The following is a 21,563-nucleotide window of genomic DNA, read 5'->3' on the forward strand; positions in this document are numbered from 1 at the left end:
GCCGAACTCAAAACGCCGCTGCCGCATGCAGCCGGCAGCCTTGCGGATACCTATGGTGATTTCCAGCGGCTGGTGCAGCCCTATATCGCCGGCAATATCCACCCGCGCTTCATGGGCTGGGTGCAGGGTGGCGGCAACCCGGTGGGCGTGCTGGCGGAGATGCTCGCGGCCACGCTCAATGCCAATCTGGGCGGGCGTGATCATGCGCCGATCGAGGTCGAGCGCGAGGTCATCCGCTGGTCGGCCGAGATGCTGGGTTTCCCCACGACGACGACGGGCGTGCTCGTCACCGGCACCTCGGTCGCCAACCTGATCGCCTTGCTGGTGGCGCGCACCCAGGCCATGGGGGCCGGCGTGCGCAAGGAGGGGCTGGCCGGGCACAAGCTGGTGGCCTATACCTCGCCGGCCACGCATAACTGCGTGCTGCGTGCGATGGATATGGCGGGCCTTGGCACCCAGGCGCTGCGCCTGATCCCGTTGGATGAGCACCACAAGATCAGCCTGGTCGAGCTGGCCGCCGCAGTCCGGCGTGACCGGGAGGCGGGCCTGCAGCCATTCCTGGTGATTGGCACTGCCGGCACGGTCGACACCGGCGCGGTGGATGATCTGACCGGCATCGCCCGCTTTTGCCAGCAGGAGTCACTGTGGTTTCACGTCGATGCGGCCTTCGGGGCGCTTGCGATGCTGTCCCCGGCGCAGCGGCCGTTGCTGGCCGGTATCGAGGCGGCGGATTCGGTGGCCTTCGATTTCCACAAATGGGCGCAGGTGCCGTATGACGCCGGCTGCGTGCTGGTGCGGGATGGGGTGAAGCACGCCGCCGCCTTCGCGACTCACGTGAATTACCTCCACCGCGAGACACGCGGTCTGGCCGCCGGCCATCCGTGGCCCACCGACTACGGCCCCGATCTATCCCGTGGATTTCGTGCACTGAAGGTGTGGATGACATTCAAGGTTTATGGGGCGGACAAGCTGGGCCAGATCGTGGCGCAATGCTGCGATCTGGCGCAGCGGCTGGCGGCGAGGGTTGAAAGGGAGCCGGAGCTGGAGCTGCTGAGCGCAGTAACGCTCAACGTCGTTTGTTTCCGCTTCACGGCCTCCAGCCAGGAGCTGGATCGCCTGAATACCGATATCGCCATCGATCTGCAGGAATCCGGCATCGCGGTGCCTTCCACCACCAAGGTCGACGGCAAGCAGGCGATCCGTGCGGCCATTGTGAATCACCGCACGACTGCGGAAGACATCGACATTCTGCTGGATGCGGTGATTGCGGCCGGTCGGCGCTTGGGGGGATGAGTGGGGCGGTAGGGGTGGAGTGGCGCATGTTCGCAGCCCCATGTGTTTCTGGTCGCTTGGAGTTCCCCCTTTTTTAGAGGGGGCTAGGGGGGGCTGCGGCATTTCAAGTTGTGATGACGTCGAAATCCCCCTCAATCCCCAATACCTGGACGAATCAAAGATTCGCACGGCACAAAAAGGGGAAGTAACACCTTGAAGCGCTTCGAACAGGCGGCTTTGCAAACATCGTAAACAGACTCTAAGAGAGAAATCGCCGCGCAAATTCAGGCGGTGGTGGCAGTCGCTCAAGAATCCATTGCACCGCACGGACCACCCCCTCGTGCCCATCGTCGTGGCCGAGTCGATGCATGCATGCGCCGGTCAGTGTCAGCCGGATCGCCAGAATATCGGGGGCAAGATTCTGATCGGCTGCGGCGCCGAATACCCGTTCGAACATAGTCGTGAGGATTGGATTGATTCGCGTGGCGAGTTTGGCGTCCCCGCGCGTGGCCATCCAGATTTCCAGGATCACCAGCAGGTTGGATTGGGCCGGGTTGTTCAGGATGCCATAGAGCATCAGGTAAACCCGCTCGCGTGGATCGATCGGGCCGGCAGCCGCGAGTTCGGCGCTTTGCCGCTCGATCAGTTGCTCAAGCAGCATCGGCAATAGATCGTAACGGCCGCTCGGGTAGTGATGACGTAACGCCCCGCGGGTGACCCCCGCCCGTGCGCAAATGCGGCCTTCGCTGAGCGCCGCATATCCGTGCTCGGCAATCTGCATTTCTGCTGCGGTTAACAGGTCTTGTTGCGTCTGGGCTGAGCGTTCGATTTGAGTTGGCATGGCGTGTTTCCAATGAAGAGACGTACTTGCGGCGTGAATGGCTGCTCACGCGGGCATTGATCCGGAAATCCGTGGGGTAATCCGACCTGGCCGATCACCATATTTCCGATTCATGGCGCTCCAGCTGCTGCCGGGTGGGGAGCCCGGTCATATCGCCCGCTGCATGCATGGCCAAGGTGCCGATCCAGTTGCCGCGCGCGATGGCCGCCTCAAGCGGGCGCTGTTCGAGCAGGGCGCTGATCACACCGGCGGCAAAGCCTTCGCCCTCCCCCGTGGTGATGCTGTCGGCGGGTGGTGCGCCAGCGCAGACATAGCCGTCTTGGCCGTCGTGGCTGCTGAAGTACGCGCCCTGGTGGCCCAGCTTGACCACGACATGCTTGACGCCGAATTGCAGATAGCGGGCGGTGATGTCTTCCGGGGCATGTAGCCCGGTCAGCAGACGGCCTTCCGCCAGGCTCAGCAACAGGTAATCCGCTTTGCAGGCCAGCGGGTTGATCTGCTTGATCATCACTTCTTGCGATGGCCACAGAGGCTCGCGCAGATTCGGATCGAACGAGATGCCCTTGCCGGACAAGCGCATGAAGTCCATCGCATGCTGGGTAAAGTGCATCGCCGAGGGCGACAAGGCCGGGGCGATGCCGGTGACGTGCAAATGGCGGGCGCCGCGGAAATAGGCCGGGTCGAAGTCCTCAACCGAGAGACGGCTGGCTGCCGACCCTTTCCGGAAAGACTCAACCACCGGCACTTCGCCGTGCAGCGGCCTGGATTTGAATTGAAACCCGGTGGGATGGTGCAGATCGGTCTGCACGCAGGTCAGATCGACGCCTTCGCGCAGCAATACCGAGCGGATGAAGGGCGCGAACGAATCATTGCCCAGACGGCTGACCCAGCCAGTACGGAAACCCAGCCGGGCCATGCCGATGGCGAATTGGCTCTCGGCCCCGGCCAGCCCGCGTAGATATTGATCCGCCGTGATCAGATCGCCGGGCTCCATGGCCAGGAACATCGCCAAGGCTTCGCCAAAGGTGACGATATCCACCGCGCTCATGCCGGCGTTCCCGCTTGGGAAGGGGGCTGGGCGATCAGATCCACATACCGCCTGGTCGCCTCGGCGAGATCGGCACCGACGATTGGAAAAGCGATACCGCGCAATGCGGTACTCGGCAGCAGCTTTAACAACGAGCGCCAGGCGGGGTCGTCCGTCAGCGGGAAGGTATGCAAACCGCCGCTGCTGCGGCGCACGGATTTGCAATGGATATATTCAACGAAGGGGCTGAAGTGCCGCGCTGCCTCGAAAGGATCGACGTCGTTCCAGTGCCAGTTGCCGGTATCGAAGGCCATGCCGACGGGCACGTCGTGACGCGATGCCTGAGCAAAAAAAGCGGCGAGCGGCGCAATGGTGCCGCCATGCCGGGATTGATCGTTGGTAATCCAGAGCCGCACCTGGCTGGTCGCGAGCAACAGCCCGAGTCGCTCAAGATGGGCACCGTCGTCGTAGCATCCGAGCGTCATGTTGACGGCCTTGGCGCCCAGCACGCTTGCTTCATGCAGCAGCCGCGCCACTTTCCCCAGAGCGAGGTATTTCGCATCCGGCCAGAGCGCGGTTGAGGTCGAATAGACGCACGGCAATTGGTGCCGACGGATTTCATCGCCCAGATGCCGCAAGGTGTGGTCATCATGCTCTGCTTGCAATTCCCGGCAGATTTCAATCCCGTTCGATCCGGCTGCCGCTACGATCGGCACGAAATGGGCGTGCCCCAATTGAATGACCCGTCTTGCCCCATAAGCTGATGTTGCCACTGCAACCCGATTGCCCGTTTCGAGTACTTCATGTTGATTCTTCAATGAAAGGTGTCGCTTTTTGAATTGATGTACTGATTCTTTGGTATTGGCATGAATAAAAAGCGTGATGCAGCCGCAATCAACTGCCTGGATACAGCCTCTTTCCTTTTCAGCGGAATGCCTCGGGGAGGGATATAAACAATTCCAATACTCGCCAGACGATCCGGGTTAAATGAATGGTCTGCTCATCGATAGCAAGGATGACGCGGTCGGGCTCTGTGCGGCCACTCCCTTTGCCCTGAGCGAGTCGCCGCCAAGCCGGTGGCTACCTTGCCTGTTTTTGATTCGTATTAGAATGTTTGGATGTTGCGTCGATATTTGTTCAAATCATGCATGGGTGGTGTTTGTGACGCTTTTATTGCAGGATTGGCGGGGTTTTGCGTTCAAAATATGAATTGCAGGCTTTTATTACTAGCCACAAACAATGACCTTACTTTGTATGCTTTTGAGACGTGTGGCACATCTTGCCCTGAAAGCAGTTTGGCAAGACCGGTCAATGGCGATGAGGGTAGATGCCACTCACTTGCCGTTGACGAATACAGTGCCGATATAAGCTGGCGAGCCGCGTGATGCGGCGGATAGGACCGGCCCGGCAGCCAGCTTGATCTGCGCCTTGATATCGGTTCGCTTACGTTGCGCCTTTTGACACCCAAATGGCGTGGCAATATCGATATCCCCGGCCGGTTTGTCTTGATATGACAGTCGGCATTGCCGCCCAAGCCTGCATTGCTGAATACTGTGTATTTTTTTGCGCGGTGATATCGACCAGCAGGGGGTCGTGCGGGTGAAAATTATTTTCAGGCGCGATGACCGATGGACGATTGCATGAAGATAATATGCTTATATCGGATTGATATCGTGGCTTGCTTTTCAGATGTTGAATAAGCCACTAAATGCTTTCGTCAGAATTTGAATGCCTCCCACCCTGCTTGGCAAGTACTGACGAACGGTTGTTCTTGAATGGTTTTTTAAGAAAATACTTACAGGTATGTTTAAACGGGCATTTTATCGGGCGCGCTTAGGCAATGTGTATTCACAGCGTGCAGTAATATCGCCAGATCAGAAATAAATGTATTCGAGCTGCATATCGTGTCGACGATCTATCAGGAATTCTTTGATGTTGCTCCCAGCAACGAGCAGCACTACATCGGCTCGGCCCCCTTTTGTTATCCCAATCTGAGCGGCCTGGGCGATCATGGCGTGTCGATGGCCGGGGTGTCGTACATCAATGCGCGGCTGCACGTTGAACGGATTGGCGCGCCGTTTCACGTTGTGCTGGTCAGCGTGGAAGGGCACGGCGAGTTGATCGAAGGCAAGGGGACCCGCCCGCTCGGGCCAGGGCAATTGGCGATCTTGCCGGCACATGGCCACAGCGGTTTCAGGTTCACCGGACAGCCATGGCGATTGGTGTGGTTCCTGCTGGAGGATGTCCCCGCCTGGGATGCCCTGCACGGCCCGCAGGTGAGCACGCGCCAGGTCAGCCGCGCGGAAAACCTCTTCCACGCCGTCGCCTTGCTGTGTGAGGAAGTGAAGCAGCCGCACGATGCGTTCAGTGCTGCAGCCATGCTGCTCGCCGTCGATCTGCTCAAGCGCATGTTGACCAGTACCGAGATGGGGGACGAGATCACATCCCGGTTGCGGGTGCTGTTTGATGCCGTGCGGCGCGAGCCGGCCAAGCCGTGGCGGGTCGATCAATTGGCCGCCCAATACGGCGTCTGCCGTGCGCAGCTCCAGCGCTTGTGCGTGCGCTACCTCGGCGCGCCGCCGCAGCAGATGATCATCAATATGCGCATGGCACGGGCCAGGGAGCTGCTCTGGGCCGGGTTTGGCAACGTGGGCGAGGTGGCAGAAGCGGTGGGCTATGAGGAGGTTGCCAGTTTCTCGCGCCGCTTCACCCTGCATTTCGGCAGCGGGCCAAGCGATCTATTGCGCGAGCGCGCCCGGGCGCAGACAAAAATCCTGCCCGGTTCTGCTGCAAGCGCTGCGGGCCATTAACCTTACGGGGGGAATTTCCGTCTGGCACCGCTCGTCGCTGACAGACGGAGATTTTTCCTCTGACTACTTCATTTCGGCATAGCGGGCCTGCAAAACCTCGATCTCTGGCAGGACACGAAAGAAAGCGGCGACGACCGCAGGATCGAAATGGCTGCCGCTACCGGCTTGAATCGTCTCCAGCACCTTGTCTCGCGGCCAGGCCGCTTTATAACAGCGTGCTTGCGAGAGCGCATCATAGACATCGGTCAGTGCCGAAATACGCCCCGCGATATGAATTGCGTCGCCGGATAACTGATTCGGGTAACCAGTGCCATCCCATTTTTCATGATGCTGATGCGCAATAATGGCCGCGATCTGCAAAACGCGTGAATTGAGGTTGTTCAGCATCTGATATCCCAATTGCGCGTGGGTATCCATGATTTTTCGCTCTTCTGCATCGAGCGCACCGGGTTTATGCAACACGTAATCCGGAATGCCGACTTTACCGATATCGTGCAATGGCGATGCCATCCGGATGGCTGCCGCTTCTTCTTCGGGAAGTCTTAATTCTTTCGCCAGCAAGTAGGAATACTCCGCCATGCGATGAATATGATAACCGGTATCCTGCGAGCGGTTTTCGACCACTTCGGACAAGGTATAGATAATGCTGCGCTGGGTTTCTTCCAATTCAGTGGATCGCAGCAGGCTCTCGTAGGCCACACTGACATTGCGGAAAAACAGCTCAATCAAATCCTGGTCGATGTAAGGGAAGGGCGCCGGGCCTTCAATGAGAAATAACCCGATTCGCCCTTGCTGGCTTTCAAAGAAGCCCACGAAGTGATTTTCGGCACAGATACTATGCTTGAGCGCGATGGCCGTATTGACCGCCCACTGCAGGCGCGCCACGTTTTCAGCGGACAGCGCTTTGTTTTCCAGGCCAGCATATGACCCCGTCGCTTGCAGAATCTCCAACTCCTCGGGCGGGCCGCATGCAATCAGGGTGCCGGTGATTTCGATGGTGCTGCCGGGTAGATTCAGGAAAAGAACCGATTGCAGCTGCGTCATCACGCCTTCGATCAATTCAATCATCGACGCGGTCTGATAAAGGACTTGCGATGCTTCATTGACCTTCATGAGACCTTGGCGATTGATATTCAGCGCTTGCCGCTGATATTCAATCAACATCAGATCATGATAGGAGCGCAGCCCGCCAAACACCGCCGTATAGAGCTGATCGCGCGTAAGCTCGGTCTTCGCTTTATAACAGTTGATATCGTAATTCTCGATCACGAATCGGCTGGGGGCCGCGCCGGGTTCACCCGTGCGCAAGATAATGCGCATCTGGTGATTGCCCAGTAATTCGCGAATCGTTTGTATTGCCCGCAAACCTGCATCATCGGATTCCATCACGACATCAATCAGGGCCAGCGCAATATCGGTACGATGCGACAAGAATTCGATGGCTTCTTGTCCTGAATAGCAGGAATGCGTCTCTACCCGGCGATCCCTGAAAATAAGCCCCATGAGGGCCAATTGCGTAACCTTGTGAACATCAGGCTCGTCGTCGACGATCAGGATATGCCACGCTGCTTCCGTGGCAGGTGGTGCAGGCTCATCACGATCATCAATAAGCCATTGATCTGCTGCAGACATGCTTGCTCCCCTTGTATATCAATTCTTATTTTTTATCAGCGGATTTCGTCCCCATTCCATGGATGAGGACGCGTAATTGGTTTTTGATGTTTTTAAAATAGACTGAAAGCGATCATTGAAGCGATAAGCGGTATTATGCGTGCATAGTTCGGCGTGTCAATTTGGCGCTTCATAAAAAATGACAAACGGTCGATGATGCCTTTGGTGATGATTTCAAGACGGTGTATTTAAATACAGGCCGGACTGATTCTTTTTGCTTGTGCTGGTCTATATTTAACTTTTCCACTTTCATCAGGCAGCAATAACACTGTGCGGCAAAGTGCGGTATTTTCTTGTGCCAAGTGCACTGGATCATCATTCAGTGCAATGCACCCGCATGGTGCGCTTTATCGCTTTTGATTGTCGATTTTCGACCAATGCTGGCATGGGGCGGACGAGCGGTCGATTTGTGTATTCTCCTTACGAACGTACTGACATGTATTCAGGTTTTATTTGGCTTGTGACACAATCCGATTCCAAATTGAGACCTTGTCTTGATACATTAACCGGGTTGCTTGATGGCAATTCATTTCGATCCAGCCAATCAGGCACACATACGTGTGGACTTGAGAAATTCAAATCCACGCCAGCGCTACGCCAGAAACCGTTCGCTGAATAAGCGGCAAAAATCGGTCACACATGGAGGGAGAATGGATAGACGTCAAATCTTGCGAGGCGCTTTGGCTTTGACCGGGGGCTATCTGTTACCGGCACAAGCAATGGTGCCACCGCGTATACGCATGGGGTATTTCGAAAATTATCCGCCATTCAGTTTTCATGTCCCGAATGGCGCCATGTACGGTGCATTGATTGATGGCGTTGAATTGGTCGGGCATGGCGCGGGCTTCACGTTTAGCCATCACGGCTTTCCTTGGGCGCGCGCCCAGGCGATGGTGGAGGGCGGGGAGCTGGACGGTTTTTGCACCACGATCACCAAGGCGCGCCAGGCTTATGCCGAGTTCTGCCCGACACCGATCGTGAGCGTCCGGTTCGGTATTTACCATCGAGCCGATGACCCTCGACCGCTCAATATCCATTCGATCGCAGATATGCGGGCATTCAGGCAAGGCAATTTTATCGGCGCCGGTTATCCGAAAGAGCATCTTGAGCCCGATCATATCCAATGGGTCAAAGATGAAGAAACGGTACTCCGCATGATCGATGCCGATCACCTGGATATTTATATCGAGGGCGAGATCACCACCGGTCGCAAATTGCTGCAGATGGGCCTGGCAAAACGTTTTACCTTCACGCCCGCGCCATTCTTGCCCCCGGTTAATTTTTGCTTTGGGTTACGGCATTCCTTTCCGGATGTCAGCGCGATTGTCGCAAAAATGGAAATTGCGGCGCAGGCGGCAAAGAAATCGGGTGAGCTGGATGCGATTCTTGCCAGGTTTCGCTGAATGGTGAGAGGGCGTGCTGCATTTTCAGCACATATCGCCCGGCCTATCTTGCCATTGCCCATCCTTCCCCATGCCGGGATCAGCTCACCAGCCATGACTGGTGGACATCCTCGGGCGAGGCCCATTTGTTGTTCACGGCCTGCAGCGTCCAGTGATAACTGAATTTGAGCGGATCGGTGCCACGCGACCAATCGCGGTTGCAGGTCATGCAGCGGTAGTGCGCATAGTCGATGCCGGCTTCGTTATGGTTCGCCATGGCCGGCTGCAGATGTGCATGCGGCTGCTTGGCGTCCGGGTTTTGCAGCAGCGCCAGACAATCGGCGCACAGGCTGCGGCGCATCAATTGTTGCGTCATGGCGATGGCGGCACGCCGCGCTGGAGAGAGGTGTTTGGCGTTGGGTTGCATGGCTGTTTCTCCTTGCTGATGTAATGGGAAGTTCTGCCATTTCAGCGTACCGGGTGCCGTTGTCAGCTTGCGTCGGATGCAAATGGAATATTGCGTAGGAATCCTCCCACGCCGAATCTCACCCCCTTCAAACATCCCCAAAACCCGTCATGTAGGACGGCACTGACAAGGAAACCGGGCAGAGCACGACAGTATTGCCGGCCGGTTCGTGGATACATTGGTGCCATGTCTTGCCGGGGCAGGGTGGTGGCGTGGTTTTCTTGCCGGTGCACTCCACGGCCCCCGTTCAAATCCGGATTCAATTCCAGACGCCATGCCGGACTCAAGCGCCGGATACAGGAGAAACGATCATGAAACGCATCAGCTTGCTGGCGATCTTGCTGGCCACCCTCGCCGTGACCGGTTGCAACACCATGAAAGGGTTCGGACAAGACCTGCAAAAAGGCGGCGAGAAAATTGAAAACAGCGCTGAGCGGCATAGTTGATTACAGCTGCCGAGGGAGCCGGAATCCCAGCCGCATCATCTGGCGAAGATTGGCGCGTATCTGTCGGAGGAATGGCATTTCGCGCTGGATATGCCCCGAGCTGAGACGTTGGATCGGCTCGGCGCACCGCGAACCGTGAATCGGATGACGGATCGGCGTGAGCACGGGACTACGGTTGCGGAGCGCCGACTATCCCCTCTCCCTCACCCCCGACCCCTCTCCCACTTTCCCTGAACAAGGCTAAAAGCCTTGCACGGGATGTGAGAGGGGAGATAGAGCCCGCTCAGGCGAACTGGCGTTTCCGGATGAGTGCCGCGTAGTTGTCCAAACCATCCCGCTGCGCAACCCCTTTGTGCAGCACATGACTCGGCAACTGGTATTCCGCTTCGTCCAGCACCAGCAGCAAGCGATGCCGCACGGCGTCGAGCAAGGTGCGGATTGCGCTGCCTGGCATGCGGGTCCAGCCGCCGACGCAATTGAGCGTCTGAATGAATGCCGGGTAGTTGATCTCGCCGACAAAGCGCGTCGGCCAGCTTTCCTTGGTGTCGTTGTCGCTATAGCGGCTGGGCAGGAAGGACAGGTAATCCCGCACTGCGTTGCGGAAATGGCATTGGCCAATGTCTTGCCTGGTGCGTGCGGGCACGAATTGCAGCGGCACCAGCACGCAATCAGGGTCGATGTGCAAGTCGAAATGCTCGCCGCTGTGAGGGTCGGTGGTTGGGGGCACGGCGACTTTGCGGTAGCTGGGGAGCGCTTGCGATGACGGGTAGCCGTTGAGTTCGTATTCCAGCCAGCGGCTGGTGGCCAGGGCGTTGCGTCGGTGGGTGTGTTCCAGCGTGCGGCTCAACAGGCTGGCCAGATCGGCCTGGTCGTTGAGCAGATCGTTGCGGATGGATTGGATGGTCGTTTCGATATCGCTCTGGTCATTGGGCGCCTGGGGTTTGTCCGGGAGGCGGGGGCCGAGCCCGGCAATGGGGGGAACAGCTTTGTGGGTGGTGCGCATGGCATGCCTCTTCAGATCTTCGGAGTAGACGAAAAATGCTGCGTTGGCCTCAGCCGCGTGGTGATCAAAATGCGGAGAGCGCGGACTTACATCCTATGCGTAAGGTCGTTGCCTTACTGTCGGTGCAGCGCGCACTGTTTGTAGGAGAAACCCTGAAAACGCGTCGAGCCACGCTGTCGTTTTCCAGCATGCGGCGGGTTACGCCGTTGCCGGCTAACCCGCCCTACGAGTGGTGGAGCGGTGTCGAGGGAGTGTGAACCGTAGCCCGGACGGCTTGCCGGCCGGGGCTGCGATGCCGGCAAATTCCGTACCGCAACGAATGGCAGCACCTAGGGAATTGCCACCGACGGCGGCGTTTCCTTGCCCGGCCGGCTGGGCAACAAGGCCAGCGTGAACAGTCCTTCACCCGGCCGGCTGGTGAAGTTGATCTTGCCACCAATGGCGTTGACGCGATAACGGATGCCTTGCAGGCCGTGCGTATTGGCGGGCAGGGCATCCAGATCGACGCCGACGCCGTTGTCTTCGATTTCCAGCTTCAGGTGTTCGTGATCGATCAACAGGCTGATGCTGAGTTTCGATGCCTTGGCGTACTTGGCCGCGTTGTTCAGGGTTTCCTGCACGATGCGGTAGGTGATCAGCGCCAGCAGGTCGTTGACCTGCACATCGTCATCCGGCAGCGTGAGCGTGAGTGCCCAACCGCAACGTTGCGCGGCCTCTTCGGCCAGGGAGCGGATCGAGGCGACCAGCCCGAAGCTGGCGAGCAGCGATGGATGCAGCTCCTGCACGATGCGCCGCTTGAACTGAATACCCTGATCCAGATTGATCAGCGTGCGCTTCAGTTTCTCGCTGACTTCCGGGTGGCTGTTGCGAATCTCCCGCTGCACCCAGGACACGTCCATCTTGGTCGCGGTCAGGATCGAGCCGAGTTCGTCGTGCAATTCGCGGGCGAGCTTGGCTTGCTCGCGCTCGATGCCCAACTGATATTCCATGGCGACGTCTTGCAGCGCCTGCGTTTGCCGCAGCACCTTGCCGTGCAGTTCGTGATGGCGACCGGCAATCGCCTTGGCCTGCCGATAACGGCGCGCAATCTGGCCGGACAACATCAACACCAGCCAGATTTCCAGCACCAGCAGGATGCCCCACAGATAGAAGCTGGTGGTTCGCACCACCGCCTGCACCTTGGCGCGTTGTTCCAGTTGGGCATTCCAGTCCAGTGTTTCTTCGTGGAGCAGGGCGGTGATATGGCGTTCGATCTGGCTCGCGAGTTCAAAGCCACGGTTGGTATTGAGCAGCTCGCGGGCGCGTTCCAGCTTGCCTTCGCGTGCGTAGCCCACGCTGATGTCCATTTCGGACAACTTTTCGCCGAGCTGCAGCGATAGTTGTTGCACCTGTTTGCTGCTGCGCGAGTCTGGCGCATCCAGCACCTTGTTGTAGCGTTCGAGCAAGGCGGCGCTGAGCTGGCTGATGCGTGGGCGTACCAGGTCGTAGCTCATCTGGTATTGCAATTCGCCGTTGACCAGAAAGCCGCGTTGCGATGATTCGGCGTTGAGGATCAGGTTCTGCAGATCGCGCAGCGCGAGCACGCGCTCCCGCGTGGCGGCAATTCTGTTGTTGTACGACGTGGTCGTTGCCAGCCAGTAGTCGGACAGCAACGCCGCGATCAGCGGAAGCAACAGGCACAGCAGCACGCAGAGCCGTATTTTCCAGCCCGCGGAGAGGATGGCTTCTTGCAGGTTTCGCAGCAATTTCTTCATTGCCCAAGCCTAAGAAGGTTCGCAATTAACCCAACGCAGATTAACGGGACGGCGATGACGTATCCGCCGGTCATCGGTTGGATGTGCCGTAGGCGTCGTCCTACAACGAGTTCAGCGGCGTCCTTATCCTGGCGGCATGTCCTGCCGTTTACAATGAAAACCATCACTGGCGAATACGGCAAGCTGAGGGTAGGGCGCTTGGCGGATGTGCGCCACTTGGCGCGTAAATGACTGATGGCGCGCGTTTATTTTTTGATAATACCTGCGCGTTACGACGGTGATGTATCGGTCATGGCGTGGCAGACAATCGGTGCGGGGCAATATGGCTCCGATCCAATCTGAGGCAGCAGGCGATGCAATCGCCGCTGGAAACATCATGGTCAATGGCGTGATGAAGAAGCGGGTTCTGTTGGTGGATGATCACGGCATCGTCCGTTCCGGATTGCGCGCGCTGATCGAACAAGAGCCCGACATCGCGGTCACTGGCGAGGCCGGCACCGGGGTCGAAGCCATCGCGCTGGTGCGCAAGGAAGACTTCGATATCGTGCTGCTGGATATCGCCATGCCGGACAAGGATGGCGTCGATACCCTGCGCGACCTGCGGCGGCTCAAACCGGAACTGCCGGTGCTGATTCTCAGCGGCTATGCCGAAGAACTTTACGCCACCAACCTGATTCGCTCGGGCTGCCGTGGTTATCTATCCAAAGACGCGGACCCGGATGAAATCATCAAGGCGATCCGCACCATCTGCAACGGGCGGCGCTATGTATCGGCGGAGCTGGCCGATCTGCTGGCGACCCAGCTCACCAAGCCTACCGATAAACAAGTGCACGAAACGCTATCGCAGCGCGAGTTCCAGGTGTTCTACAAGCTGGCTGGCGGCAAATCGCCCACTGAAATCGCCAATGAATTGTTCCTGAGTGTGAAGACCGTCAGCACTTATCGGGCACGGGTGCTGGAAAAAATGAATCTGAAATCCAATGCCGATCTGACGTATTACGCCATCAAGAATGAACTCATCAATTGAACATCAATTGAATGAATGTTGAGTGAATTGAATAAACCCGGCAGGCGACGTGGTTGCAATTACGCAACCGCATGGGGGATATATGGATGCCGCTCAATCGGTGCCGCTTGGCAATACCGTGAAAACGCTGCTGGTCGAGGATTCCAGCCTGATACGCGAAGCCTTGATGGCGGCGCTGGGGCACACGACCAATGTGGAGTTCGCGGCCATTGCCGCCACGGCACGCGATGCCATTACGGCGCTGCAAAAGCAGCAATTCGACCTGGCCGTGATCGACCTGGAGTTGCTGGAAGGCACCGGATTCGAAGTCCTCGCCTATATCACCCAAGCCGTCGCGCAGCCCCCCGTGCGCATGGTGCTGACCAATCATGCTTTTCCGCTCTATGAGCGACGGGCTCGTGCGCTGGGCGTCGATTTCTTTTTTGATAAATCCATGCATTTTGAAGAGGCCATCCAGGCCATCGAAAACATGGCGCATGGTGATCTGCCACTACAAGGTTGAGCGCGGATCGCTTTCGGATCGCTTTAGTAGTGGGTATGGCTAAGTCATTACCAAAACGGGCCGCCGGCCCAGGTATCGCGTCGAACTGACGCTACGTGTTGCCAACGTCCGGCCAAGCCCAGGTGTTGGCTGCGGGATGTAGCATCGGATCAAGGCGATATATGGGAAGCAAAACCCGGAAAGCCGCAATTTGGCTGCTGGCACTGACCACGCTGACCACCTTGCTGATCGCAGTGGCGGTGCACCTGTTTGAGTGGAACATGCTGCGCGGCATGATCGGCCAGCGTGTCAGTCAGTCCATCGGCCGACCGTTTGCCATCAATGGCGATGTGCAGGTGCATTGGTCCGCCCAACCCACCATCACGGCGGATCGCCTGTCGTTCGGCAATGCCCCGTGGAGCAAGACGCCGACGATGGCGCAACTGGATCGCCTCACGATCCGGGTCAACCCGCGCGCACTGCTCCATTGCCAGTTGGAGTTGCCCAGTGTGGTGTTGTCCCACCTTGATCTGTTGCTGGAAAAAAACGCTGCTGGTGCAAAGAACTGGGCGCTCGGTTCGCCATCCGCCACGCAAAAGGCGGGCCCGCTGCCGCTGCCGGAATGGCTCAAGCTGGGACTAGTCAATATCGAGGAAGGATCGGTGCGCTATGTCGACCCCACTGAATCGACCGACATTACCGCGCATGTTGCGACCCGGCACGGCATTGAAGGGCGCGATGCCGTCATGGCGGTGGACGCCAGCGGGCGCTACCGCAATATGGGCCTGCACGTGGCCGGTAGCGGCGGGGCGCTGCTGGCATTGCGTGATGCCAAGCTGCCGTATCCTATTGATCTAAAGGGTGAGATCGCCGAAACCCGCTTCAGCGCCAAAGGCACGGTCACTGATCTGAACCAGCTTGCCGGCCTGGATCTGGATTTCTCCTTGTCCGGCCATAATCTGGCGCAGCTCTATCCCATTCTGAAGCTGCCATTCCCGCCCTCCGCGCCTTATCAGGTCGCCGGTAGCCTGCAGCATGAAAACAAGCGCTGGGCCTTCCACGATTTCTCCGGCAAGGTGGGCCGAAGCGATATGGCCGGGTATTTCTCGGTCGATCTGGCGCAAAAGCCCAAATACATCCAGGCCGATCTCACTTCCAAACAGCTTGATCTGAAGGATTTGTCCGGCTTCATCGGTGCCCGGCAGGAAAGCGGGGCACCCATCCAGCTGGCTGGAGACCGCATTCTGCCGCAGCGTGAGTTCGACTTTGGCAAGCTGAGCAGCGCCAATGCCGATGTCCGGTTGCGGGGCCTCAGTATCCTGAATGCCTCCGCCACATGGCCACTCGATGATCTCGTCGCCAATCTCAGGCTGCGCGATGGTCGGCTGCAGCTCGATCCGCTCAATGTCGGCGTCGCAGGCGGCCAGTTCATCAGCCGTTTGCAGATGGACAGCACCACCAACCCGATCAAGAGTCAGTTGACCATTTCGGCCAGCAAGCTGCGGCTAGAGCGGCTGTTGCCGGCCTTGGGCAAGAACAAGAAGGTCAACGCCGGTGTGGTGGGCGGGCAGGCCAAGCTGGTTACCTACGGCAACTCGATCGCAAAAATGCTGGCCTCGGCCGACGGGAACCTATCCGTCATCATGAACGGCGGCGAAATCAGCAAATTGCTGCTGCGCCTGTCCAACCTGGATATCGCCAACCTGATCCCGATCCTGCTGGCCGGCGACAAACCGGTGCCGATCCGTTGCCTGGTCGCCGATATGCATATGAGCAACGGGAACGCCAAGGTACGCACGCTGATTCTGGATACCGACAAGCAGGTCATCGTCGGGGATGGCAACATCGACTTCCGTGGCGAGCGGCTCAATCTGGTGCTCAAGGTGCACCCGAAGGACAACAGCCTGGTTGCCCTGCGCGGCCCGATTCTGGTGACCGGTTCATTCAAGCAACCCGAGGTCAAACCGCAACTGGGGCAAGCCACCGGCAGGACCGTACTCGCCGTCGCGTTGGGCCTGGTTGCGCCACCGCTGGCCTTGTTGCCACTGGTTGAATTCGGCGGCGCACCCGACACGCCTTGCCGGCAGCTGATCAAGCGCGCGGATACACATGCTCAGGGCACGCGCTGATCCTGCGGCTCAAGCCCCAGATCGACCGGTGCGATTTTGCGTGAGCGGTTCTGGCGAGTTTGCCGACGGTAAGCGCCAATCGCGACGGTGAGTGCGATGGCGATCAGGATGGCCGCAATAGCGAAAGTGGTATGCATGCCGGTGGCAATGGCAGCGGGGCGTGCCGTGGTGATGTCAGTCGTCGCCGCCGCGAACGCGAATACTGCGCCCATGACCGATGCACTGGTAATGAGCCCCAGATTGCGCGACAAGCTGAGCATGCCGGAAATGACCCCGCGTTGGTCGGGTCGGATATCGGTCATGACCGCGGTGTTGTTGGCCGCCTGAAACAGCGCATAGCTGGCAGTGGTGCAGACGATGGGGATGACGTACCCGGTGATGCCGAATGTCGCCGGTATCAAGGCGAGTGCCAAGCAACCGGCCACCATCCCGATGAGCCCGGCGATGGTCATGCGCTGCGCGCCCAAACGATCCACGATACGGCCCGCCGGCACGCCAGTGAGCGCGGAGACCAGCGGGCCGGCCGACAAGACGAGCCCGACCAGAGCGGTGTCGAGCCCAAGCGCCCGAGAGAGATAGAACGGCCCGACCACCAGCGTCGACATGATCACCGTCGCGACGAGCAAGCTCATGGCAAGGCTCGCACTCAGTGCCGGATTGCGGAACATCGCCAACCGGATCAAAGGGGAGGTGGTCGTTGCCTCGATGCGTACGAACAGCGCGATGCCGACGACGGCGGCCGATAGCAGCGCCATATTGAGTGTGCCGAATCGGCCTTGTCCGAGCGTCATGGCCAGCGCATAAGCCGCGAGTGTCAGTGCCAGTACCAGCGTACCGGCGTTGTCGAAGCCGGCCCGATCCGCCTTCGGCTCCCGGCGATCAACCGGCAGGTAACGCCGCGCGAGCAGAAAATTCAGGATGCCCAGCGGCACGTTGACCAGAAAGATCGCACGCCAACCGAGACCGGCGATCAGCAGCCCGCCAAGCGATGGCCCGAGCGTGGTGCCGATCGCAGACATGGTTCCGAGCAGGCCCATCGTACTACCGGTCTTTTCCTTCGGCACCGTCTCGCTGACACACGCGATGGTGAGGGCCAGCATGACGGCTGCGCCAAGCCCCTGCGCCGCCCGGGCCGCGATGAGGAACCAGAGCGTAGGCGCAACGCCGCACAGCACTGAGGCCACGGTGAACAGGACAATGCCGGCCAGTAGCAAGCGGCGGCGGCCGAGGATGTCGCCGAGCCGGCCGACGCTGACGATCAGGGTGGTAATGGCAAGCAGATAAGCGAGGACGATCCACTGCACGGCCTGGAAGGAGGCCGTGAACGTCTGAGCCAACGTCGGCAAGCCCGCGTTGGCGATGCTGGTATCCAGCGAAGGCATCAGCATGGACAGGCAGAGGCTGGCCAGCGCCCAGCGAACCGAAGGCGTGCGTTCCGCACTGCCAGTGACGACTTCATTTGCAAGGATTGGCTTCAACATGCGCTCCGTGGGCAACGCTCGACATGGCGTTATCCGAAACATATGCTCATGCCTGGCATGGCGGAAGACGCACCATTTGCACTTTATTCATGCGTTTGACGCCACATCAAAGGATGCGAAACCATGTCGACCCCGGATTTCAACCTGCTGATCACGCTTGATGCGGTACTCACCGAAGGGAGTGTTGCGCGTGCAGCCCAACGGTTGCGCCTGAGCCCGTCGGCCATGAGCCGCGCACTGGCGCGATTGCGGGAGACGACGGGCGATCCGCTGCTGGTCAGAGCCGGAAGGGGGCTCGTCCCCACGCCCAGAGCGCTTGAGCTACGCGAACGGGTCAGCCAGCTGGTTCAGGATGCAGAAGGGGTTCTCCGTCCGGTTGAGCAGCTCAACCTCAAGCAGCTCGTCAGGACGTTCACGCTGCGTGTTCGCGAAGGCTTTGTCGAAAACTTCGGCCCGGACCTCATCGCTCGCGTCAGCGAGGCAGCGCCTGGCGTGCAGCTCTGCTTCGTGCAGAAGCCCAACAAGGAGAGCACGCCGCTGCGCGATGGCACCATCGATCTGGATACGGGCGTGATCGGAAAAACAACGGGGCCGGAGATCATTGCGCGCTCGCTGTTCAGGGATCGCTTCATCGGCGTCGTACGCATGGGGCACCCGCTGAGCCAGGGCGAGATTACGCCTTCTCGTTATGCCGGCGGCAAGCACATCAGCATCTCTCGGCGGGGGCTCGACAAGGGCTCGATTGATGAAGCCTTGCAGCCGCTCGGGCTGGCGCGAGAGATCATCACGATCGTCGGCAGCTTTTCAGCCGCGCTGGCGCTCGCTCGGGCCACCGACCTGATCGCCACGGTTCCCGAACGCCAAACCGGCAACCTGCGTGCCGGAATGCATAGCTTTCCGCTGCCGGTTTCCATAGCGGCGTTCACGATTTCATTGCTCTGGCACCCGAGAATGGATGCCGATCCAGCGCATCGCTGGTTGCGGGGTATGGTTCTGGATGCTTGCGCGGCTGGAGTGCCGGAATTCACAACGGGCTGAGACCAGTCCCGCGGACTTGCCTATTGTCAGCAACTTATCCTGCACGCGCGACAAGGGCTCGGCGGGATTGATTTACAAAAAAATACAAGCTGATATTTTTTGGGGGGAGTCCCAAAAGGGCCTGAAGACCGCCCGGCCACCGTCACTTTACGCGCCCATCATATGGATTTTCTTGGACGCTGTTACACTCCGGAAAAAAATAGGGAGGGGAGTGTAATGACTACGTGGTTCAGCCGTCGAAAACCGATTTTGCGACGCACCTTGATCGGGCTGGGCGTGCTATCGCTACTGCTGGTCGCCGCAGTGGTCATCGGGGTGATTTATCTCCGCAGCAGCCGGCCTGTGCTCGATGGCAGCTTGTACGCACAAGGTCTGCAGGCTGATGTAAACATCGTGCGCGATGCCGATGGCGTGCCCACGGTGTCGGGCTCGAACCGGGAAGACGTGGCGTACGCAACCGGTTTTCTGCATGCGCAGGAGCGGTTTTTTCAAATGGACCTGTTGCGGCGCTCGGCCTCTGGTGAAGTCGCCGAGCTGATGGGACCTGCGGCGTTGCCATTTGATCGGGAGCGCCGCATTCATCGCTTTGCCGCGCGTGCGACACAGGCGTTGGCCAAGCTGCCAGCCAGTGAGCGGAAGGTATTGGATCACTACGTCGCCGGCGTCAATGCCGGGCTGGCCCAGCTCTCTGCCCGGCCATTCGAATACGCAGTGCTGGGCGTAGCGCCACGCCCTTGGCGCGCAGAGGACACGCTGCTCGTCAATTGGTCGATGTATTTCGAATTGCAGGGGCAGCAACTCCACCGCGAATTTGCGCGTGGCTGGTTGCGAGACCAATCAACCACGCCCCAGCAGCTGGCCTTCCTGCTGCCCAAGAGCAGTGAATGGGATGCGCCGCTTGATGCCGCAACGGTGGCCGATGTGCCACCGCCCTTACCCAGCGCCGCCCCGGAATGGTTTGGCGGCCGCCCGCTCAAGACGGTTGCCGAAGTCGCGATGGATAACAGCGTAGGGAGCAGCAACTGGGCGCTTGCCGGCAAGCGGACAACCCACGGCGGCGCGATCATCGGTACCGATATGCACCTCGGGCTGCGACTGCCGCAAATCTGGTATCGGGCCGTGCTGGAATACCCGGCGGCCGACAACAAGAAAGTCCGCCTGACCGGCATCACCTTGCCGGGCACACCGCTCATGGTTGCCGGCACCAATGGCACGGTCGCCTGGGGCTTCACCAATAGCTACGGCAATTATCTCGACCTGGTCGAGCTGGAATGGGATCCAAAGGATGCGACACGCTATCGCGTAGCCAACGGCACCGAGCCGGTGACGTTTCACGATGAGCGCATCGAGGTGAAGGGCGGCAAGCCGGAGGTGCTGCGCGTCGCCGATACCCGCTTTGGCCCGGTGTGGAAGAAAGGCGAGCAAAGCTTTGCGGTACGTTGGCTGGCCCATGACGAAGGCGCGGTAAACCTTGGTCTAATGGCGATGGAGCATGCACAAGACGTCCCCAAGGCATTGGCCGTGGGGCAGTACGCAGGCATCCCGGCACAGAATATGGTGGTGGGGGACAGCGCCGGGCATATCGGCTGGACGATCGCCGGCCCCTTGCCAGACCGGCGTGCGCTGAATGGCTTTCCCTATCGCGTCGGGGATGAGCATGCCGGCTGGCAAGCGCTGGCAGCACCTGAGCAGCACCCAAGCTTGATCGATCCCGCCTCCGGCCAGCTCTGGACGGCGAACTCCCGGCAATTGGCCGGCGCTGAGTACGACCGGATCGGTGACGGCGGCGCGGATTTGGGTGCCCGCACCAAGCAGGTCCGCGATGACCTGACCCAGCTGGGCATCACCGATGAAGCTCACGCCTATCAAGTCAGCCTGGATGACCGGGCGTTGTTCATGGGCACTTGGCGTGATCGGGCACTGCATGCACTCGACGACGCGGCGCTGGCGGGGCATCCGCAGCGTGCCGAATTCAAGCGCTTGCTGCGGGAGGGGTGGAGCGGCCATGCCGACGTTGCCTCGGTGGGCTACCGCCTTAGCCGGGGTTACCTCAACAGTTTGTATGGTCATCTGTTCGGCGCGGCAGACGAAGCAATCCAGAAAATCGACAGCCAGGCCAGCGTGGCATTGGCGACTTCCAGATGGCCGGTCGTGATCGGCAGACTGCTTGATGAACGCCCCGCCGGCTGGCTGCCGCGAGCGGACAAGGATTGGCATGCCGTTGAACTGGCGGCAATCGACGACACGATCTCGAAATTGACGCCAGGCGGCACGCCCTTGCGTGAGGCCACCTGGGGCCGGCGCAACACGGCCCACATCGGGCATCCGTTTACGATGGCGATGCCATTCTTGTCGCGCTGGCTCGCCGCACCGCCCGATCAATTGGCCGGCGACGGCAACATGCCGCGCGTGGCTGCGCCGGAGTTTGGTCAATCGGAACGGATGGTGATTTCACCGGCACGTGAAGCGCAGGCGATCTTCAATATGCCCGGCGGCCAGAGCGGACACCCGTTAAGTGATTACTTCCTGGCCGGGCACGAGACGTGGGCGCATGGCAAGCCGGCACCGTTGCTGCCGGGGCCGCAAGCGCATGCATTGACGTTGATGGCGAAGCTGCCTTGAGGGGGGAGTCTTTTTCAGTTCTGCGCCTGCGGCGCGGATAAAGGCATTACAGCGGGAGTCCGTCCCGCGGCCGTGGAAGGGCCTTTGTCTCGCCAAAGGCCCCTCCACCCCAA

18 protein-coding genes are annotated in these 21,563 nt (G+C 59.4%); 10 read left to right on the top strand and 8 right to left on the bottom strand.

Going from position 1 to position 21,563, the window contains the following annotated elements; all coding sequences use genetic code 11:
- On the top strand, positions 1-1,293 hold a 1,293-nt coding region (locus BR41_RS20280; protein WP_035060828.1), incomplete at its 5' end, for a pyridoxal phosphate-dependent decarboxylase family protein.
- A gap of 238 nt (positions 1,294-1,531) precedes the next feature.
- Here BR41_RS20280 and BR41_RS20285 read toward each other — a convergent pair.
- The 3 genes from BR41_RS20285 to BR41_RS25315 form a co-directional block, all read right to left on the bottom strand.
- Positions 1,532-2,113: a TetR/AcrR family transcriptional regulator gene (locus tag BR41_RS20285; protein WP_035060830.1), complete on the bottom strand. Its 582-nt coding sequence runs from the start codon at positions 2,111-2,113 to the stop codon at positions 1,532-1,534.
- Between the two features lie 94 nt (positions 2,114-2,207).
- Entirely contained in the window at positions 2,208-3,161 is a 954-nt protein-coding gene (locus BR41_RS25310; RefSeq protein WP_035060833.1) for a sugar kinase, read from the bottom strand.
- Positions 3,158-3,856 carry a sugar phosphate isomerase/epimerase family protein gene (locus BR41_RS25315; RefSeq protein WP_169741340.1) on the bottom strand — a complete coding sequence of 233 codons (699 nt, stop codon included), beginning with the start codon at positions 3,854-3,856 and terminating at the stop codon, positions 3,158-3,160. The genes BR41_RS25310 and BR41_RS25315 overlap by 4 nt, the downstream gene beginning before the upstream one ends.
- Before the next feature lie 1,188 nt (positions 3,857-5,044).
- On the opposite strand from BR41_RS25315, the gene BR41_RS20300 reads away from it, so the two are divergent.
- Positions 5,045-5,950: a helix-turn-helix transcriptional regulator gene (locus BR41_RS20300; protein WP_035060836.1), complete on the top strand. Its 906-nt coding sequence runs from the start codon at positions 5,045-5,047 to the stop codon at positions 5,948-5,950.
- A gap of 63 nt (positions 5,951-6,013) precedes the next feature.
- Here the strand turns inward: BR41_RS20300 and BR41_RS20305 are convergent, their stop codons facing one another.
- Entirely contained in the window at positions 6,014-7,582 is a 1,569-nt protein-coding gene (locus tag BR41_RS20305) for a response regulator (protein WP_035060839.1), read from the bottom strand.
- 689 nt (positions 7,583-8,271) lie between these two features.
- Here BR41_RS20305 and BR41_RS20310 point away from each other — a divergent pair.
- Complete coding sequence (locus tag BR41_RS20310; protein WP_169741341.1) at positions 8,272-9,024, top strand: substrate-binding periplasmic protein; 753 nt, start codon at positions 8,272-8,274, stop codon at positions 9,022-9,024.
- Positions 9,025-9,103: 79 nt separating this feature from the next.
- Here BR41_RS20310 and BR41_RS20315 read toward each other — a convergent pair whose 3' ends face one another.
- Positions 9,104-9,430 (bottom strand): hypothetical protein, encoded by a 327-nt coding sequence (locus BR41_RS20315; protein WP_035060845.1) that lies wholly within the window; start codon positions 9,428-9,430, stop codon positions 9,104-9,106.
- 350 nt (positions 9,431-9,780) lie between these two features.
- On the opposite strand from BR41_RS20315, the gene BR41_RS23830 reads away from it, so the two are divergent.
- Entirely contained in the window at positions 9,781-9,915 is a 135-nt protein-coding gene (locus BR41_RS23830; protein ID WP_035060848.1) for an entericidin A/B family lipoprotein, read from the top strand.
- A 283-nt stretch (positions 9,916-10,198) separates the two neighbouring features.
- Here the strand turns inward: BR41_RS23830 and BR41_RS20325 are convergent, their stop codons facing one another.
- On the bottom strand, positions 10,199-10,918 hold the full coding sequence (locus BR41_RS20325) for an AbiTii domain-containing protein (protein WP_051711481.1): 720 nt from the start codon (positions 10,916-10,918) through the stop codon (positions 10,199-10,201).
- A gap of 95 nt (positions 10,919-11,013) precedes the next feature.
- Here BR41_RS20325 and BR41_RS24395 point away from each other — a divergent pair, with 95 nt between their 5' ends.
- Positions 11,014-11,175 carry a hypothetical protein gene (locus BR41_RS24395; RefSeq protein ID WP_156970823.1) on the top strand — a complete coding sequence of 54 codons (162 nt, stop codon included), beginning with the start codon at positions 11,014-11,016 and terminating at the stop codon, positions 11,173-11,175.
- 72 nt (positions 11,176-11,247) lie between these two features.
- Here the strand turns inward: BR41_RS24395 and BR41_RS20330 are convergent, their stop codons facing one another.
- Entirely contained in the window at positions 11,248-12,672 is a 1,425-nt protein-coding gene (locus tag BR41_RS20330) for a CHASE3 domain-containing protein (protein WP_035060854.1), read from the bottom strand.
- Between the two features lie 322 nt (positions 12,673-12,994).
- On the opposite strand from BR41_RS20330, the gene BR41_RS20335 reads away from it, so the two are divergent.
- From BR41_RS20335 to BR41_RS20345, 3 genes are all read left to right on the top strand, one after another.
- Entirely contained in the window at positions 12,995-13,699 is a 705-nt protein-coding gene (locus tag BR41_RS20335) for a response regulator (protein ID WP_245616031.1), read from the top strand.
- 82 nt (positions 13,700-13,781) lie between these two features.
- A complete protein-coding gene (locus BR41_RS20340) occupies positions 13,782-14,201 on the top strand; it encodes a response regulator (RefSeq protein WP_051711483.1) in 420 nt (139 codons plus the stop codon).
- A 161-nt stretch (positions 14,202-14,362) separates the two neighbouring features.
- The gene (locus BR41_RS20345; RefSeq protein ID WP_035060857.1) at positions 14,363-16,309 is read left to right on the top strand and encodes an AsmA family protein; all 1,947 of its coding nucleotides are present in this window, start codon (positions 14,363-14,365) and stop codon (positions 16,307-16,309) included.
- Here BR41_RS20345 and BR41_RS20350 read toward each other — a convergent pair.
- Positions 16,294-17,790, bottom strand: coding sequence for an MFS transporter (locus BR41_RS20350; protein WP_211251819.1), 1,497 nt, complete (start codon positions 17,788-17,790; stop codon positions 16,294-16,296). The genes BR41_RS20345 and BR41_RS20350 overlap by 16 nt on opposite strands.
- Before the next feature lie 123 nt (positions 17,791-17,913).
- On the opposite strand from BR41_RS20350, the gene BR41_RS20355 reads away from it, so the two are divergent.
- Positions 17,914-18,828 (top strand): LysR family transcriptional regulator, encoded by a 915-nt coding sequence (locus BR41_RS20355; RefSeq protein ID WP_035060859.1) that lies wholly within the window; start codon positions 17,914-17,916, stop codon positions 18,826-18,828.
- A gap of 216 nt (positions 18,829-19,044) precedes the next feature.
- Complete coding sequence (locus BR41_RS20360; RefSeq protein ID WP_051711484.1) at positions 19,045-21,450, top strand: penicillin acylase family protein; 2,406 nt, start codon at positions 19,045-19,047, stop codon at positions 21,448-21,450.
- Positions 21,451-21,563 lie beyond the last annotated feature (113 nt).

It is taken from the genome of Andreprevotia chitinilytica DSM 18519 (assembly GCF_000711875.1).
GTDB lineage: Bacteria > Pseudomonadota > Gammaproteobacteria > Burkholderiales > Chitinibacteraceae > Andreprevotia > Andreprevotia chitinilytica.

What these genes read in the sequence shown, in the direction of transcription:
- BR41_RS20285 (WP_035060830.1), bottom strand. Translation starts at nt 2,113, where the DNA reads ATGCCAACTCAAATCGAACGCTCAGCCCAGACGCAACAAGACCTGTTA.
- BR41_RS25310 (WP_035060833.1), bottom strand. Translation starts at nt 3,161, where the DNA reads ATGAGCGCGGTGGATATCGTCACCTTTGGCGAAGCCTTGGCGATGTTC.
- BR41_RS20305 (WP_035060839.1), bottom strand. Translation starts at nt 7,582, where the DNA reads ATGTCTGCAGCAGATCAATGGCTTATTGATGATCGTGATGAGCCTGCA.
- BR41_RS20310 (WP_169741341.1), top strand. Translation starts at nt 8,272, where the DNA reads ATGGATAGACGTCAAATCTTGCGAGGCGCTTTGGCTTTGACCGGGGGC.
- BR41_RS20315 (WP_035060845.1), bottom strand. Translation starts at nt 9,430, where the DNA reads ATGCAACCCAACGCCAAACACCTCTCTCCAGCGCGGCGTGCCGCCATC.
- BR41_RS23830 (WP_035060848.1), top strand. Translation starts at nt 9,781, where the DNA reads ATGAAACGCATCAGCTTGCTGGCGATCTTGCTGGCCACCCTCGCCGTG.
- BR41_RS20325 (WP_051711481.1), bottom strand. Translation starts at nt 10,918, where the DNA reads ATGCGCACCACCCACAAAGCTGTTCCCCCCATTGCCGGGCTCGGCCCC.
- BR41_RS24395 (WP_156970823.1), top strand. Translation starts at nt 11,014, where the DNA reads ATGCGTAAGGTCGTTGCCTTACTGTCGGTGCAGCGCGCACTGTTTGTA.
- BR41_RS20330 (WP_035060854.1), bottom strand. Translation starts at nt 12,672, where the DNA reads ATGAAGAAATTGCTGCGAAACCTGCAAGAAGCCATCCTCTCCGCGGGC.
- BR41_RS20335 (WP_245616031.1), top strand. Translation starts at nt 12,995, where the DNA reads ATGGCTCCGATCCAATCTGAGGCAGCAGGCGATGCAATCGCCGCTGGA.
- BR41_RS20340 (WP_051711483.1), top strand. Translation starts at nt 13,782, where the DNA reads ATGGATGCCGCTCAATCGGTGCCGCTTGGCAATACCGTGAAAACGCTG.
- BR41_RS20345 (WP_035060857.1), top strand. Translation starts at nt 14,363, where the DNA reads ATGGGAAGCAAAACCCGGAAAGCCGCAATTTGGCTGCTGGCACTGACC.
- BR41_RS20350 (WP_211251819.1), bottom strand. Translation starts at nt 17,790, where the DNA reads ATGTTGAAGCCAATCCTTGCAAATGAAGTCGTCACTGGCAGTGCGGAA.
- BR41_RS20355 (WP_035060859.1), top strand. Translation starts at nt 17,914, where the DNA reads ATGTCGACCCCGGATTTCAACCTGCTGATCACGCTTGATGCGGTACTC.
- BR41_RS20360 (WP_051711484.1), top strand. Translation starts at nt 19,045, where the DNA reads ATGACTACGTGGTTCAGCCGTCGAAAACCGATTTTGCGACGCACCTTG.